This is a genomic window from Anabaena cylindrica UHCC 0172 (genome assembly GCF_034931625.1).
GTDB lineage: Bacteria > Cyanobacteriota > Cyanobacteriia > Cyanobacteriales > Nostocaceae > Anabaena > Anabaena cylindrica_A.
The window spans coordinates 1-18,291 of the sequence record NZ_JAYGGY010000051.1 but is presented as its reverse complement, the minus strand read 5'-3'; the positions used below and the strand labels follow the sequence as shown (position 1 = coordinate 18,291).

Genomic DNA, 18,291 nt, shown 5'->3' with positions numbered 1-18,291 from the left:
AAATATTATTTTATATTCTTATAGCATAATTTAATTGTTTTTCGGAGATGTCTAACAGTTAATAACTTTAATGATATTCATTTGGCGCAACAATCTTTGTTAGATGCTAGCGGTAGCGGTGGCTCAATTCAATTACAAGGACGGAATATTAGCTTTACAGAAGGTTCTGCCGGTTTGCTACACAACTTTGGCATCCAACAACCATCTCATGGCATTACCATCAAAGCTACTGAGGATATTAGTCTCACCGGAAATACATCCGATGGCAAATTAGAAAGTCTCATCCAAATTGACAACTTAGGCATTACACCATCAGGGGATATTAACCTTTCTGCGGAACGGTTACTACTGAAAGATGGGGCAAGCATCCGTAACTGGACATTTACACCCGTCAATGGTGGCAATATTACAGCAAATGTTATGAATATGATTGATATTGATGGCTTTGCCCTTGCTAATCCCATTGTTTCAACCTCAATCAGTTCCGTCACGTTAAACTCAGGTACAGCAGGTGATATTAACCTCTCAGCTGGTAACATGAGAATTATGAATAGTGGCACTATTATTACTACATCTCAAAGCTCAGGGCAGGCTGGAATTTTAAGATTTAATATCGCAGATTTACTTGAAATTGCTGGTAATAACCCCTTTACAGCATTCCCAAGTTCAATAAGTTCATCGACTAGTAACACAGGAGACTCTGGTAGCACTTTCATTAATACATCTAGATTATTGATTCGAGATAGTGGCATACTAGGTTCTAGCACTGTGGCTTCCGGTGCAGCAGGTAATGTCAGAATTAATGCTTCAGAATCTGTAGAGGTGAAAGGTAGAGCATTTAACTCAATACTTCCTGCTCGCATTGCCTCAAGTGCCGAAATTCTCGATCCTATCACTCAAGCTGCGCTGAGACTTCCTGCCATTCCCACTGGTAAAGCTGGTTCTCTAACTATAAACACCCCAATATTAAGTATCACAGATGGGGCATTTGTTACTGTCAAAAATGATGGACCCAATAGTGCGGGAGACTTGCAGATTAATGCCAACTCAATTTTCCTCAACAATCAAGGTAGTATTAGCGCATCAACGGCTTCTGGCAACGGTGGAAATGTCAAATTAAACTTGCAAAATTACTTATTGATGCGCCGCGATAGCCAGATTTCCGCAATGGCTAGGGGTCAAGGCAATGGCGGTAACTTGTCAATTACATCACCTGTAATAGTGGGGTTAGAAAACAGTGATATTATTGCCAATGCCGTGCAAGGAAAAGGTGGCAATATTGCCATTACCACTCAAGGTATTATTGGTCTGGAATTCCGTAACACCCTCACCCCTAGGGAAGACTTAACCAACGACATTACCGCTAGTTCCGAATTTAATCTTAACGGCACAGTCACAATTAACAATTTTGGCATTGACCCCAATTCTGGCTTAATTGAACTACCTACAAACTTAGTAGATTCATCCCAAAAAGTTGCCGCAGGTTGTGCAGATACAAGTAGTAGTTTTGTCGCTACAGGAAGAGGTGGCATACCTCAAAATCCCACACAGGATGTGAGGAGCGATCTGACTTGGTCTGATGTTCGCGATATCTCTGCATATCAAAAAAATAGCCCAATCACAGCCAAAATATCAGAAATTCCAGCATCTTTAGCACAAGCGACTTCCTGGAGACGTAATGCGATCGGGAAAATCGAATTAGTTGCAGATCAATCTATTGCACCAACGCAACAATTATTGACTTGCGCTGCGGTTACTAAAAACTAATTTTTGGGAATCATTAAGTAGAAGTCTAAATGGAGATGGTGTAGATGAAGTTAACTGCTGTGTATTTGGGTTTAATGAGTGGAATCTTGACAGGTGGGATGATTTTCCCTGCAAATGCACAGGTAACATCAGATGGAACAACTCACACCCTTGTCAATCAAAGTGGTAATAATTTCAATATTCTCAATGGTATTGAAAAAGGTAATAATTTATTTCATAGTTTTAGTAACTTTTCTGTACCCACTGGTGCTTGGGCGACATTTGATTTAACTAATACGCCAAATATTACAACTATATTTAGTCGGGTTACAGGTGGCAATGTTTCTAATATTGATGGCTTGATTCAGACTCTTAACGGTAATCATCCTGCTAGTTTGTTTTTGATGAATCCTAACGGGATTGTATTTGGAGAAAATGCCAGTTTGAATATTGGTGGTTCGTTTGTGGGGACAACTGCCGAAAGTATCCAATTTGCCGATGGGACAGAGTTTAAGTTTAGTGCGGTAAATGCCTCCGGAACCCCCTTGCTGACCATGAGCGTACCCGTAGGATTGCAGATGGGGCAGAATTCAGGAGATATTCAAATACAGGGAAATGGACATCAATTGACAGGAGGAGGATTTACCCCTGTAATTCGGGATAATACCCAATCAACCTTAGAGGTGAATTCCGGAAAAGCGATCGCATTAGTTGGACAAAATCTGAATTTATCAGGTGGTGTTTTAACTGCTGAAAATGGCAGGATTGAGTTAGGTGCAGTCAAAGCTGGTACAGTTAATATTAATTCTACATCCTCAGATTTTCAATTGGATTATGCAAATATCGAAGATTTTGGAGATATCCAACTTGTAAATCAATCTTTAGTTGATGCAAGTGGGTTAAATAGTCGTGGAATTCAATTACAAGGGCAAAATATTAGCCTTAAAGATGGTTCTGCTGCCTTGATTCAAACTGTGGGAAGCCAAGCACCGAGTAGTATTCGCGTTCGTGCAACAGGTTCTTTAGACCTTTCTGGAGATGTCAGAACAGCACCGGATGTAGGAATTGTGACGGGAGTTATTTCTAGTCGCTTGATGACTGAAACTCTGGGGAAAGGGAAAGGTGCTGATATTGATGTTTTTGCTGGAGATTTACTCCTCAATGATGGAGGTATTATCCTAGCAAGAACTTATGGTTTCGACTCTGGAGGTAATATTAATGTAAATATTGTTAGAGATATTCAAATTAATCGTGTATCACCGCTAAATCTGATTGCTACTAGTGGAATTGCTACACCTACCTTTGGCTCTGGGCAATCTGGCAATATAAATATCACTGCATCGAACCTAACAATTACAGATGGAGGCTTAATTATTTCTAACAATTTTGGAAAAGGGGATACCGGAAATGTAAATGTGAATGTTTCCAAAACTATAGAAGTTAAGGGTATATATCCAATAACTTTAGCTCCTGCTAATATTAGTTCATCTGTATTTGGCCAAGGTAATGGTGGTCATTTAAATATAAATACATCCAGGCTGATTCTAGACAATAATGGATCTGTTTCTGCTGCAACTTTAAATAGTGGTGCTGGTGGCAACCTCACCATTAATGCTTCTGAATCAATAGAACTCAGTAATGGCAGTATTAGCGCAGCAGCTCCAATTTTACCAATAACTTTGCGTCAAGCATTTGGACTTCCTGATCGCCCTAGTGGAAATGCTGGCAATGCAACCATTAATACTCCTAAATTGCAAATAGATAATGGGTCATTAGTTACTGTCAATAATGAAGGATTGGGAAATGGGGGAATTTTAACTATAAATGCAAATTCCTTACGACTCAATAACCAAGGTAAATTAATTGCCAATACCGCTTCTGGGGAAGGCGGTAATATCAACTTGAATCTCAAATCTGACTTGATTCTACGAAATAACAGCCTCATTTCTACAGAAGCTCAAGGAACTGGCAATGGCGGTAATATTACTATCAACTCTCCAGTTATTATCGGTTTAGAAAACAGCGATATCATCGCCAATGCTGTAGACGGAAATGGCGGTAATATCAACATTACTACCCAAAGTATTTTTGGCTTAGAGTTTCGCAACCAACTCACCCCAGAAAACGACATTACAGCAAGTTCTCAATTTGGAGTTAGCGGTACTGTACAAATTAACAATTTTGGCATTGACCCCAATTCTGGCTTAATAGAACTACCTACAAACTTAGTAGATTCATCCCAAAAAGTTGCCGCAGGTTGTGCAGATACAAGTAGTAGTAGTAGTTTTGTCGCTACAGGAAGAGGGGGAATACCTCAAAATCCCACACAGGAAGTGAGGAGCGATGTCTACGACGGGCTACACCTACGCACTTGGTCTGATATTCGCAATTTGAATGCATATCGTCAACATAGCCCAGTTACAGCCAAAATATCAGAAATTCCAGCATCTTTCGTGCAAGCAACTTCATGGAGACGTAATGCGAGCGGGAAAATTGAATTAGTTGCAAATAAATCTATTGCACCAACGCCACAATTATTGACTTGCGCTGCGGTTACTAAAAGCTAATTTTTGGGAATAATAAGTACAAGTCTAAATGGAGATGGTGTAAATGAAGTTAAATTCCTTGTGCTTGGGTTTGATCAGTGGAATCTTGATAGGTGGGATGATTTTCCCTGCAAATGCACAGGTAACATCAGATGGTACTACAAACACCCTTGTCAACCCAAGTGGTAATAATTTCAATATTCTCAATGGGATAGAAAAAGGTAATAATTTATTTCATAGTTTTAGTAATTTCTCTGTGCCTACAGGTGGTTCAGCGACATTTGATTTAACTAATACGCCAAATATTACAACTATATTTAGTCGGGTTACAGGTGGCAATGTTTCTAATATTGATGGTTTGATTCAGACTCTTAACGGTAATTATCCTGCCAGTTTATTTTTGATGAATCCCAACGGGATTTTATTCGGACCAAATGCCAGCTTAGATATTGGTGGTTCGTTTGTGGGAACTACTGCTAATAGTATTAATTTTGCCGATGGGACGGAATTTAGTGGAGTTAATGGCAATACAACGCCTTTGCTGACTATGAGTATACCAATTGGGCTACAGTTTGGTAGCAATCCGGGAACGATTTCCGTTCAGGGAACAGGAAATAATCAGCAATTAAATGGCTCATTTCCTATTTCTGGATTAACCAGTTCCAATGGGTTACAGCTGTCATCTGGAAAAACACTAGCTTTGGTGGGTGGTAATCTTGTCCTAAATGGTAGCTTTCTTTCCGCACCAGGAGGACGAATTGAACTAGGAAGCGTTATTCAAGGCAATACAAATATCAATTTAACTTCTCAAGCATTAACACTTAGCTATCCTCATGATACCCAGAGCTTTGGTAATATTCAGATGAGCCAAGGTGCTGTAGCATCTGTTCGCGGAACAAGTCCAGGGTCAATTCAAATTCAGGGAAAAAATATCGATCTTCGGGATGGTTCTTTGGTGGCAGTACAAAATCTAGGTAGCAACACTGCGGGGGATATTACCATTAATGCCACAGAATCGCTACAAGTGATTGGGATGTCTCCAAACTTTCAAAGTTCCAGTGGTATAGTCAATGAAACTCTACAAGCTGGGGCATCAGGAAATATTGCCATTACTACCCCAAAATTCACCATTGATCGAGGTGCGATCGTTATTAACCGTACTTATAGTTCAGCACCCAGTGGTAATGTCGTAGTCGAAGCAAATGAAGTGTCAGTGGGTGGGATTCAACCTGGTAATCCTTCTCCTGCGCCGATATTTGGCGTGTTGATAGCTGCAACTTATGGCAAAGGTCAAGGTGGAGATTTATTGCTTTCTAGCGATCGCTTGACAATTTTTGGTGGTGGTAATGTCGGTACGAGAAGCTTTCTCACTGGTAATGGTGGCAATGTTAAGATTCATGCCGATACTGTTCAGGTATCAAGTTTGAATACCCTGCCAGGATCTTTATTGATTAGTCTCTTATCAGCTAATACTTTTGGTTCTGGGAATGCTGGCGATCTTCAGCTTGATACCCGCGCACTGTCAATTCAAGATGGAGGTTTGGTTTCAGTTTCTACTGTGAATTTTGGGAACGCTGGCAACCTCACGATTAATGCCTCTGAGTCAATTGATGTAAGTGGGATAAAAGACTCGCAAAATCCCAGCTATATTGGAGCGATCGCTCGTCAATTCACTGTGTTCACATCTGCTGGTATTAGTGATAATAGCAACTCTACTGCCAAAGCTGGTAGCGTCACCATCAATACTCCTAAATTAACCGTTCGCAACCAGGGAAAAGTTTTTGCTCAAAACCAAATTCTAGGTGATGCCGGAACTTTAACAATTAACGCAGATATCTTAGATATTGACAATGGCGGTAGTCTTTCGGCATCTACAAAAGTAGGTGAAGGCGGTAATATCAATCTGCAACTGCGCGATCGCTTACTCATGCGTAATGGTAGTCTGATCAATGCCGAAGCTGGTGGTACAGGCAATAGTGGCAATATCACCATTAATTCACCCATCATTGTGGGTTTAGAAAACAGTGATATTATTGCCAATGCAGTCAGTGGCAGGGGTGGAAATATTGAAATTACCACTCAGGGTATTTTCGGCTTAGAGTTTCGCAACCAACTCACCCCAGAAAACGACATCACCGCCAGTTCTCAATTTGGAGTCAGCGGCACAGTTGATATTAATAATATCGGTGTTGACCCCAATTCTGGTTTAGTCGAACTACCTGCAAACTTAGTAGATTCATCCCAAAAAATTGCCGCAGGTTGTGCCGATACCAGTGGTAGTAGTTTTGTCGCTACAGGAAGAGGGGGAATACTCCAAAATCCTACACAGGATGTGAGGAGCGATGTCTACGACGGACTACACCTACGCACTTGGTCTGATGTTCGCAATTTGAACGCATATCGTCAAAATAGCCCAGTCACAGCCAAAATGCCAGAAACTCCAGCATCTTTGATGCAAGCAACTTCTTGGCGACGTAATGCGAGCGGGAAAATTGAATTAGTGGCAGATAACTCTTTCACTCACGTACAATCACAATCACCATTAACCTGTGCTGCCATTCCTAAAAGTAAAAGTTAGTCATGTTATAAAACAGGCCATTTAGGGAACAATAAGTTGAAATCAAGTCCAGGAAATTATTTAGTCATGAGAGTTAGACCCTTTCTATTGATCTTCACAACTGGGTTATTAATTCCAGGGATCATTCAAATACCGATACTCCTTTGGAGTCGCGGTGCGATCGCTCAAGTGACATCCGATGCTACAACCAATACCACTGTCAACTCAAACGGCAATAATTTTACCATTCTCAATGGTATTGAAAAAGGTAATAATTTATTTCACAGTTTCAGTAATTTCTCTGTGCCTACGGGTGGTGCTGCCAGCTTTGATTTAATAAACACGCCAAATATTACAACTATATTTAGTCGGGTTACAGGTGGAAATGTTTCCAATATTGATGGTTTGATTCAGACTCTCAATGGTAATCATCCCGCCAGTTTGTTTTTGATGAATCCTAACGGAATTGTTTTTGGAGAAAATGCTCAGTTGAATATTGGCGGTTCATTTGTGGGGACGACAGCCAATAGTATTAAATTTGCCGATGGAGTAGAATTTAGTGCTGTTAACGCGAATACAACTCCTTTGCTCATTATGAGTGTACCTGTGGGTTTGCAAATGGGAAGCAATCCTGGGGCAATTAATGTCCTAGGGGCAGGACACAATGCCCAGTTAAGTTCTTCATCTCGTATTTCTGGATTGAACCTTGATTCACGTGGTTTGCAAGTGCAACCTGGAAAAACGCTGGCATTGGTGGGTGGGAATATTGCCTTGGCAGGAGGGTTACTCACTGCACCAGGAGGACGAATAGAACTAGGTAGTATCACTAGCTCAAGCGTCGCCCTCAATTCCATACCTCAAGGATTCGCCTTAACTTATCCCAATGCTTCAAGTTTTGGCAATATTCAGATCACCCAAGAAGCTTTAGCATCTACAAGCGACTTCACTGGGAAAAGTGGAGGAGACATCCAAATTCAGGGAAAACAGGTCAATATCCGAGATGGTTCGCTGATATTAGTACAAAATCTCAGCAACGAAACTGCTGGTGATATTGCTATCAATGCCACAGAGTCCCTCGATATCATCGGCAAGTCTGCTGATTTTAAAAGTTCCAGCAGTTTAATTAATGAAACTATTTCTTCTGGTGCCGCTGGCAATATTATCGTTACCACCCCAAAATTGAATATTAATCAAGGTGGATATATCTTAAACCGTACCTTTAGCGCAGCACCAGGTGGCAATATTACACTCAATACTGATCAAATGCAGGTCAACGGTTTTGCATCTGGAGATCCTTCGCCTTTTCGAGCAGTCAGCCAAATATTCACTGCTTCCTTTGGGAGTGGGGATGGTGGAAATATTGACATTTCCACTCAAAATCTATCTATTTTAGCTGGCGCTAATGTGGCAGCCAGACCTTATGCTTCAGGTAATGGCGGTGATGTCGTAGTGAAGGCCGATACGATTCAGGTGACAGGTGAGGGAGCGCCAGACGGTCTTTATTTTAGTCTGTTGTCTGCTGCCACATTCGGGTTTGGTAAGGCAGGGAATTTAACAATTGATACTCGTACACTTTCGGTTCAAGCTGGTGCTAGAGTGTCTGCTTCTAGCATAGTTTTAGGAGATGCGGGTTCACTGACTATCAACGCCTCTGAATCAATTGATGTTAGCGGTGTAAAAAATCCTGAAAATCCCAGCTATATTGGTACGGCTGTTCGTCCTGTTTTTGGAGTTTCTAGGGCTAATTCTGGTGACACAACAATTAACACCTCAGTTCTGAATATCAGTGATGGTGCAACGGTTTTTGTTGAGAACCTTGGATTTGGTAGCGCTGGCACATTAAACATCAATGCGAATACCTTACGACTAAACAATGGGGCGAGCATTTCAGCATCTACAAAATCAGGTGGAGGTGGGAATACTAATTTGCAACTGCGGGATTTACTACTGATGCGTCATGGCAGTTTCATTAATGCAGAATCTGGTGGCAGCGGTGATAGTGGTAATATTACTATCAATGCCCCGATCATTGTCGGTTTAGAGAACAGTGATATTATTGCCAATGCAGTTGAAGGAAAAGGTGGCAATATTCAGATTGACACTCAGAACATTATCGGCTTAGAGTACCGCAACCTCCTGAATCCGAGAGAAGTTGACACCAATGACATTACCGCTAGTTCGCAATTTAATGTCAGTGGTTCAGTCCAAATCAATAACGTGGGTGTTGACCCTAGTTCTGGCTTAGTCGAATTGCCAGAGAATGTGACAGACCCATCTCAAAAAATAGCGACAGGTTGCTCTAATGATACTAGTAGTAGTAGTTTTGTCGCCACGGGACGAGGTGGGATACCGCAAAATCCTACACAGGATGTGAAGAGTGATGTCTTCGACGGACAACGTCTACGCACTTGGTCTGACATCCGCGATATCTCTGCATACCGTCAAACAGAGGCAGCACAAGCTCAAATACCTCCATCTCCACAAGTGTTTGTTCAAGCTACAGGTTGGCATCGGAATGCAATCGGCAAAATTGAGTTAATCGCAGCTAAGTCTCCTGCTCATCTGCCATCATACTCAACTTGTGCTGCCGTTTCCAAAAGTTAATTTTCCTAAATTTCCACAATTTAGGATTAATGCTGATTTTGTGTCATACGGCTCATGCTCAAGTGATATCCGATGCTACTACTAACACCATTGTTAACTCAATTGGTGATCATTTTACCGCACAAGAAATAATGAATCCTGACTTCAATCTCCTCGGTTTATCTATGGGTTACTCGGTATTCAGTACTCCTGAACAAAGCGATCGCTCATCAACTGATAAATTTGATCATAAGTTGGGTACTATAAATAATAGTGATTATTTAAACACTTGTGGCGTGACGAATCATCGAACAAATTTCTCAATCATAAGTAATTAATTATGGCTTTCCGAATTAAACGAACTCGTTGGCTGTATGTTGGCTTAAGTATATTAAGTTTATCTTTGGTATTTATTAGCACATCCGTCAAAGCATCTCCATCAGTAACAACAGCACCAATTATCTCTGCTTCCCAACCTGCTAACGGGCTAGAAGAGGGACGAAATCTCTATCGTGCGGGACGTTTTACCGAAGCTATTACGGCTTGGCAAACAGCAGCGCAACAATATCAAACCCACGGAGATAACTTAAACGAAGCTTTAAGTTTGAGTTATCTTTCCTTAGCACAACAGGAAATGAACCAGTGGGAACCAGCCCAAAATTCTATTGAGCAAAGTCTCAAAATTTTGCAAAGTGCTAAACCCGCTGCTGATGCAATTGTCTGGGCGCAAACACTGAATACCCAAGCAAATTTACAGTTGCGTACTGGTAAAGCTGAAACTGCCATCGAAAACTGGCAACAAGCACAAAAATATTATGAGCAAGCTGGCGATACAATAGGCAGTCTGGGTAGTCAAATTAACCAAGCACAAGCTTTACAAAGTTTGGGATTTTACCGTCGTTCGAGACAGGAGTTAGAAACACTAACGCAAAAATTGGCAGCAATGCCAGATTCGGAAGTTAAAGTTAGTGGATTGCGATCGCTAGGTTGGGCTTTACAAGCAATCGGTGATAGCAAAAGCCAGCAAGTTTTAGAACAAAGTTTAGATACAGCAAATAAAATTCAATCGAAAACTCAGTTAAGTTCTATCCTTTTAAGTCTAGGAAAAAATGCCTCACATTTCCAAGACCCAGAAACAGCATTAAATTACTTTGAAGATGCCCAAAAAGCTACTACTAATCCTAACGAAGAGTTGCAAGCACGTTTGGCTCAGTTCAAATTGTTGATCGATTACAACAAACTGGAATATGCAATTCCCCTCGCTCCTCAATTGCGACAACAACTGGCAGAAATGCCACCCAGCCATGATTCTCTTTACGCAGCGATTAATTTTGTCGCTACCCTCAATAAATTGGCAAAACCCGACACAGTTTTACCAAACAATGACTTAGCAGAACTCATGGCAGTTACAGTAAAATCTGCCCAAGAAATTCAAGATGCCCCCGCAGAAGCATACGCACTATACCAGTGGGGACAACTTTACAACCGGACACAACAATGGTCTGAATCCAAGAAATTAGCAGATAAATCCCTCGATATAGCCCGTCAACTCCAAGCTGACGATATCATTGCTCAATCGGCATGGCAGGTAGGAAGATTATATAAACGTCAGGGTAATAAATCAGCAGCGATTACAGCCTATACAGAAGCAGTTAAATCATTAAAGGCACTGCGGGGGGATATGGTTGCTGTTAATCCAGATGTCCAATTTTCTTTCCGCGAAAGTGTAGAACCTGTATATCGGGAACTAGTGGAGTTACTTCTGGATGAACAACCAACACAGGCAGAATTAATGCACGCTCGTGAATTAATTGAATCATTGCAAGTCGCTGAACTCGATAACTTTTTCCGGGAAGCTTGTTTGGATAAAGCGCAGCAGATTGACAAAGTTGATCGCACCGCAACGGTTATTTACCCAATTATCTTAAGCGATCGCTTGGCGGTAATTCTCTCCCAAACCGGCAAACCTCTGCGTTACTATGTTACTCAAAAATCTCAAGCAGAAATTGAGCAAACTCTGAATAATTTGTTCGTTTCCCTTAACCCTGTTTCCGATTCTCAAGAGCGGCAGAAATTTAGCCAACAAATTTATGACTGGCTGATTCGTCCAGCAGAACAGGATCAAGCTTTTAAAGATACCAAAACATTAGTGTTTGTTTTGGATGGAAAATTGCGTAACATTCCCATGGCAGCTTTGTATGATGGCAAGCAATATTTGATTGAGAAATATGCCATTGCCCTCTCACCAGGATTGCAACTTATGGCTGCCCATCCACTCCAGCAAAACAAAATTAATGCGATCGTTGGTGGTATTAGCGAGTCTCGCTCTGGGTTTGCTGCCTTGCCTGCGGTGGCATCAGAAGTTAAGCAAATATCTCAGTCAATACAGTCTCAGCTTCTACTCAACCAAGAATTTACCAATAAAGCCCTTGGCGATCGCATTAAATCCGCTAATATTGATGTTGTTCACCTCGCAACCCACGGACAATTTAGCTCCCGTCTTGAAGATACTTACTTACTTACGTGGGATGGACGCATTAATGTCAAGGAATTGTCAGAACTCCTCAGAAATCGCGGTGGAGATTCATCAAAAGCGATTGAATTACTGGTACTAAGCGCCTGTGATACTGCTGCCGGAGACGATCGCGCCGTCCTTGGTCTAGCGGGTTTAGCTATCAAATCCGGGGCCCGTTCTACCATTGCCACCCTCTGGCCAGTCAAAGATAAAGCCGCAGAAATACTGATGACTCGCTTTTATGAACAACTGCGACAACCAAAAATTACTAAAGCCGAAGCATTACGTCAAGCACAAATAAGCATGATTCATAAAACTGATTTTCATGATCCATTCTTTTGGTCTACTTTTGTTTTAGTTGGAAATTGGAATTAACTACGTATTAGCAAAAAAAAATGTGATAAAAATATATTTCCTTTATGGTATTTTGCTCCATATTCGTTTATAAAAGCTAATATATACCCTACTTAGGGACGGAGAGACATCATGAAACGTCGATATTTAGTTAGTACATTGAGCGCGATCGCTCTTTTGGCTAGCAGTATATGGACTAGTGCCTATGCTGTAAGATTTACACCCCCGGCTAGAAATAGCGCTCCTAGCCAAGCAACTGGAGGGGCTTCCAGAGGTAATTTATTTACACCCCCAGCCAGAAATAACGCTCCTAGCCAAGCCACGGGAGGAGCTTCTAGAGGTAATTTATTTACCCCTAATCAAGGTAACAGCGCTCCCCAACAGGCAAGTGGTGGGGCTTCTAGAGGTAATTTATTTACCCCTGCTCAAGGTAACAGCGCTCCCCAACAAGCAAATGGTGGGGCTTCTCGCGTTGGTATTTACTACTTGAATCCTTCGACTGTTGGAGCATCTGGCCCAGCAGCATTAATTGCGCTTCTGCCTCAAAGCTTCTATGGCACAACAGTGTCGGAACGTCCTACAATTATGGTGCATTTACCTGCTTCTAATGCAGAAGAAGCTGTATTCAGCGTGAAAGATGAAGCTGGCAATATGCATTACAGTACGACTATCCCAGTCGCTAAAAAAGTTGGTGTAGTTGCCTTTAAATTGCCTGCGAATGCGCCAGATTTAGCTGTTGGTAAGAAGTACCAATGGTTCCTAGCCCTGAAGGTGAATGGACAACTTAGCCCCAGTACACCTTATGTCGATGGATGGATTCAACGCATCCATCCTAGTGCTGACTTGGCAACGGCAATGCAACAAAAAGATGCTTTGAAGCTGGCAACTGCTTTCGGTAAAGATGGAGTGTGGTATGACTGTCTAGCCACACTAGCTACCTTACAAGCTGCCCAACCCAATAACCCAAGTATAACCAAACAATGGGAAGAACTTCTTTCTTCGGTGAACTTGAAGGAGATTGTAAAAGCTCCATTAGTATCTGTCAACTAGAAAATTAGATTAAGAAAACTCCACAAAAAGAAATGCTCAATGTCATTCTGTTCACGTTCACGTAGTGTGCCGTAGGCATAGTGTGGCATATGACTCCTACGTCGTCACGCAAGCTATAGCCATACGAAACGAAGTGTAGTGTTCGCGTAGCGTTCTGAAGGAAAGAATCCTCCGAGATGCTAGAGCCTCCGGCTCCCGTAAGGGATACGTTCCGCTTTGCTGCACTCAGCATGACAAGACAGGATCATTTATTTTGTGGCTTACTCTAATTTCAATACGGTTCAGTTCAAACCAAAATATGGACTCAATTGGCTTTGACTGAACTGTATTGAAACTAGTTCTAAACAAGTATTGTGGGACAATGCCTCAGCAGGGCTATAAAATCTCACACTAATAAAAGTCCCGTGGTTCATGCTCTAACTCTCTGATCTCCTGATAATTTCTTCACAGGCGTTTAGAGCATTCAGCACAACGACGACGGCTATCATCAATATTATTTCAGCGTGTAGCGTAATTATGTGGCGCAAATTCCAAGCTTTCATCCAACGCACTCGCAGCGTTTTGATTATTACTCCTAGTGTTGCCCTGACAGTGATGATTGGGCAATCCTTGGGACTTTTCAATTTACCTGAGTGGAAACTTCGTGATGAATGGATGCGCCTAGCCACCCCAGAGAACATAGCTGATGAGATAGTAATCATCACAATAGATGAACGCGATATTCAATCTGTAGGTAAATGGCCTGTTCCAGATTGGGCGCTGGCAGAATTGCTCGCAAAAGTTCGGTCACAACAACCCCGTGCAATTGGGTTGGATTTGTATCGAGATTTGCCAGAGGGAAGAGGATATGAGCAACTAGCGCAAATTTTTCGGACTACTCCCAATTTGATTGGAGTAGAAAAAATCATTGGTGAGCGTGTCAACCCCCCACCAGAACTCAAAAAAAATGACCAAGTGGGATTAGCTGATTCGGTTCTAGATAGCGATCGCCATGTGCGTCGCGCCCTCCTTACAGCTAAAGATGAAAAAGACAATGGCAACATCAAAGCTGGACTAGGAACCCTTGTCGCCCTCAAATATCTGGAAGTTGAAAAGATCACCTTAGAATCAATTGACGAAAAGCAGCAGAAGTTTCAATTGGGTAAGGCAATTTATGAACCACTGAGTAATCAAGAAGCAGGCTATGGTGATGCCGATATCGGAGGTTATCAAATCCTGCTCAAATGGCATGGTTCAGAAACAGCATTTCGGACAGTTGCCATGCGTGATGTATTAGCCGGAAAAATTCCAGCCAACTTGATGCGCGATCGCATGGTGTTTATTGGATCAACTGCCACTAGTACCAATGATTTCTTTAACACGCCCTTCAGTTCTTCTTTGATTTCTGCCCAAAAACCAACTCCTGGTGTTGTTGTTCACGCCAATATTGCTCTCCAACTAGTGCGAGGGGCAAAAACAGGAAAAACCACCCTCCACGGTGTATCTGGTAATGTTTTCTTATTATGGATTGTTTTGTGGACTGTAATGGGTTCTACCGGTAGTTGGTGGTTAGCTAGTGCGCGTAAAGGCAGGTGGATTCCAGGGGGAAAAATTCTCTGGGCAACAGTAGGTATTAGTACAACACTGATGGGAGGTGGTTACGGAATGTTTTTGGTTGGCCTGCTGATTCCAATCACACCTACCTTAGCTGCATTCATCAGCAGTGTAGTGGCGACAACCAATGCCTATAAACAGCAGAAATTAGAAGAAACAAATCAGCAACTAGAAATTGCTAATAGTCAGCTATTAGATTATTCTAAAACCTTAGAAACAAAAGTCGAAGAACGAACTCATGAACTTTTGGAAGCAAAGCAAGTTGCTGATGCTGCTAACCATGCCAAAAGTGAGTTTCTGGCTAATATGAGTCATGAGCTACGCACACCACTCAATGGTATTTTAGGTTTTGCCCAGGTATTAGCACAATCGCCCAACTTAACCGAAAAAAACCGCGACGGAATTAGCATTATCCATCAATGTGGCTCCCATCTATTGATGTTAATTAATGATATTCTCGATTTGTCGAAGATTGAAGCTCGCAAACTCGAATTAGTCACCAATAGCCTAGATTTGCCAAGTTTTCTTCATGGCGTAACAGAAATTTGTGGTATCCGAGCCGAGGAGAAAGGGATTCGCTTTCATATTTTAATTAGCGATCGCTTACCATCTACCATTGAAACCGATGAAAAGCGATTACGACAAGTATTAATAAATTTACTGGGCAATGCCATTAAATTTACAGGTAGCGGTAGTGTCACCTTTAAAGTCGAGCTACTAGAAAGCAACCTTGAATCTGCTCAATCCCCAACTGCAAAAATTCGCTTCCAAATAGAAGATACAGGAGTCGGGATGTCAGCTGACCAGATCGAAAAAATCTTTTTGCCTTTTGAGCAAGTAGGTAATCTAGGAAAACGTTCTGAAGGTACTGGTTTGGGATTGACCATCAGCCAAAGAATTGCCGGACTGATTGGCAGCCAAATTCAAGTACAAAGCAGTCCAGGGGAAGGAAGCATTTTTTGGTTAGATATAACAGTTCCAGTATCCCTGGAACAGAATTGGCCTTTAGCTTTAGAAGGAAACACATCAAACCAAGAAAAAATTATTGGCATTCAAGGTCACGCACCGCAAATTCTCATTATTGATGATGATGCAAACCATCGTTTAATATTAACCAGCTTGCTACAAGAAATTGGCTGTCGCATTCAAGAAGCCAGCGATGGAAAACAAGGTTTGCAATTAGTTAGTGAAAGTCAACCCGATATGATTTTGCTTGATTTAGCCATGCCCAATATGAATGGCTTTGAGTTCATAGTTCACCTGCAAGAAAATCTGCCAACCCATAATATTCCCATTATTGTTTCCAGTGCTAACGTCTTTGAATCAAATCGCCAGCAAAGTTTACAGGCAGGTGCAGCCGCATTTATACCGAAACCCCTCCAGAGAGATGAACTGCTTAATGCCTTGCGTTCTCTACTCAAAGTTGATTGGACTTATGCTGAATCTAACAAACCATCTCTACAGCAACCAAAACAGACTACTATCAATGGTGAATTAATGTTGCCATCTCAGGAAGTTTTGCAACAACTGTATCACTTAGCAATGATGGGGGATATATCGGGAATAGAAGAAATATTAAAAACCCAAGTCGAGCAGAATAACCAACTAGTTTCTTTTGCCACTGAGTTAACTAAACTTACTGACAGTTTCCAAACTGCAAAAATCCGTAAATTAATTAAATCTTTAGTAGCTGAGAAAACAGTAAAATGATTGACAATCTTCTCTCCAAACCAATGTATATTCTTTTAGTAGATGATAATCCGAATAATCTCAAAGTGCTATCAGAAGCGATTCAGGGATATGGTTGGAAAGCACTGATGGCCAATGATGGAGAGTCAGCAATCGAACAAGCAGAATATGCTCACCCAGATTTAATTATCCTCGATGTGATGATGCCTGGGATTGATGGCTTTGAAACTTGTCGGAGATTAAAAGCTAATTCAATTACTCAGAATATTCCCGTTATTTTTATGACAGCATTATCTGATGCTACAGATAAAGTCAAAGGATTGGAAATTGGTGCAGTTGATTATGTCACCAAACCATTTCAACAAGCAGAAGTTATTGCCCGATTAAAACTACACCTGAAACTATCCCATCTGACTCGGACTTTAGAACAACAGGTAGAAGAACGTACTGCTGAATTGACCAAATCTCTACAGCAGCTACAAAATACCCAATTGCAAATGATTCAAAGTGAAAAAATGTCTGCATTGGGTAATTTGGTTGCTGGGATAGCTCATGAAATGAATAATCCCCTGGGTTTTATTTCCGCTACCCTCAAACAAGCAAAAACAAATGTTAGCGATATTGTCGAACACTTAAAACTTTATCAAGAAAGCCTACCAAGTCCCAGCCAAGAAATTATTAACCATGCCGAAGATATAGATTTGGATTATTGCACAGAAGACATATCCAAAATGATTGACTCAATGATAGTAGCTTGCGATCGCATTGAAAATATTAGCAATAGCTTAAGAACTTTCTCCAGGGCAGATAGAGACTATAAACAACCTTTTAATTTGCATGAAGGTATTGATAGCACAATTTTAATTCTCAAGCACCGTCTCAAAGCCAACGAAAAACGTCCGGCAATAGAAGTATTTACTGAGTACGGTAAGATACCTAAAATCGAGTGCTTCCCAGGCCAATTAAATCAAGTATTTATGAATATTCTGGCCAATGCCATTGATGCCTTAGAAGAAGCAAATAGCAGACGAACTCTTGAAGATATGAAGACACAGCACAACAAAATTATAGTTAAAACATCAGTAGAAGATAACCAAGTAAAAATATCAATTACTGATAATGCTCAGGGAATGACTGAAGAAATCAAAGAAAAAATATTTGACCATTTATTTACTACGAAAAGTATCGGTAAAGGAACAGGTTTAGGATTAGCAATCGCTCAGTCGATTGTGGTAGAAAAACATAACGGTTCAGTGACTGTGAATTCTAAACTAGATGAGGGAACTGAATTTATTATTACCTTGCCAATTATTACTTAGACTCAAAATTGACTTGGTTGAGACTTTGCCATAGGAGTCAGGAGTCAGGAGTCAGGAGTCAGGAGTCAGGAGTTAGGAGGAAGTAAGAATAGTCTTGAATCTGATCAAGTGATAGGTTTTTGATGGTGTCAACACTTAATTCCTTGTACCTTATTTACATTTTCAAGCTTCAAACTATTGATATATATAGGTTTTATGTTTATTAAGCAAGCCCTAATTAGGAGTCAAGAGAAAGAAAAAAGAAGAAGTTAAAACTCATCTAGAACCTGAAAAAGCAAGAAGTGCCAATACTTGTCGGTTAAGGCTCAAAAGTCATTATATGGTAGGTTGGGTTGAGGC

Annotated in this window: 9 protein-coding genes; all 9 read left to right on the top strand. The window is 41.1% G+C overall.

The features are described from left to right. Nucleotides 1–81 precede the first annotated feature (81 nt). The 9 genes from VB713_RS12745 (at nucleotide 82) to VB713_RS12705 (ending at nucleotide 17,952) form a co-directional block, all read left to right on the top strand. Entirely contained in the window at nucleotides 82–1,767 is a 1,686-nt protein-coding gene (locus tag VB713_RS12745) for an S-layer family protein (RefSeq protein ID WP_323311898.1), read from the top strand. Nucleotides 1,768–1,811: 44 nt separating this feature from the next. Continuing rightward, the gene (locus VB713_RS12740; protein ID WP_323311897.1) at nucleotides 1,812–4,313 is read left to right on the top strand and encodes an S-layer family protein; all 2,502 of its coding nucleotides are present in this window, start codon (nucleotides 1,812–1,814) and stop codon (nucleotides 4,311–4,313) included. A 43-nt stretch (nucleotides 4,314–4,356) separates the two neighbouring features. Further along, the gene (locus tag VB713_RS12735) at nucleotides 4,357–6,870 is read left to right on the top strand and encodes an S-layer family protein (RefSeq protein WP_323311896.1); all 2,514 of its coding nucleotides are present in this window, start codon (nucleotides 4,357–4,359) and stop codon (nucleotides 6,868–6,870) included. A gap of 66 nt (nucleotides 6,871–6,936) precedes the next feature. Next, nucleotides 6,937–9,453: an S-layer family protein gene (locus VB713_RS12730; RefSeq protein WP_323311895.1), complete on the top strand. Its 2,517-nt coding sequence runs from the start codon at nucleotides 6,937–6,939 to the stop codon at nucleotides 9,451–9,453. 29 nt (nucleotides 9,454–9,482) lie between these two features. Further along, entirely contained in the window at nucleotides 9,483–9,770 is a 288-nt protein-coding gene (locus tag VB713_RS12725) for a hypothetical protein (protein WP_323311894.1), read from the top strand. Nucleotides 9,771–9,772: 2 nt separating this feature from the next. Further along, complete coding sequence (locus tag VB713_RS12720; protein ID WP_323311893.1) at nucleotides 9,773–12,322, top strand: CHAT domain-containing protein; 2,550 nt, start codon at nucleotides 9,773–9,775, stop codon at nucleotides 12,320–12,322. A 111-nt stretch (nucleotides 12,323–12,433) separates the two neighbouring features. Continuing rightward, nucleotides 12,434–13,351: a DUF928 domain-containing protein gene (locus VB713_RS12715; RefSeq protein ID WP_323311892.1), complete on the top strand. Its 918-nt coding sequence runs from the start codon at nucleotides 12,434–12,436 to the stop codon at nucleotides 13,349–13,351. Nucleotides 13,352–13,867: 516 nt separating this feature from the next. Next, nucleotides 13,868–16,654, top strand: a complete 2,787-nt coding sequence (locus VB713_RS12710; protein WP_323311891.1) for a CHASE2 domain-containing protein — start codon at nucleotides 13,868–13,870, stop codon at nucleotides 16,652–16,654. After that, entirely contained in the window at nucleotides 16,651–17,952 is a 1,302-nt protein-coding gene (locus tag VB713_RS12705; protein WP_323311890.1) for a response regulator, read from the top strand. The genes VB713_RS12710 and VB713_RS12705 overlap by 4 nt, the downstream gene beginning before the upstream one ends. The last annotated feature ends 339 nt before the right edge of the window (nucleotides 17,953–18,291 follow it).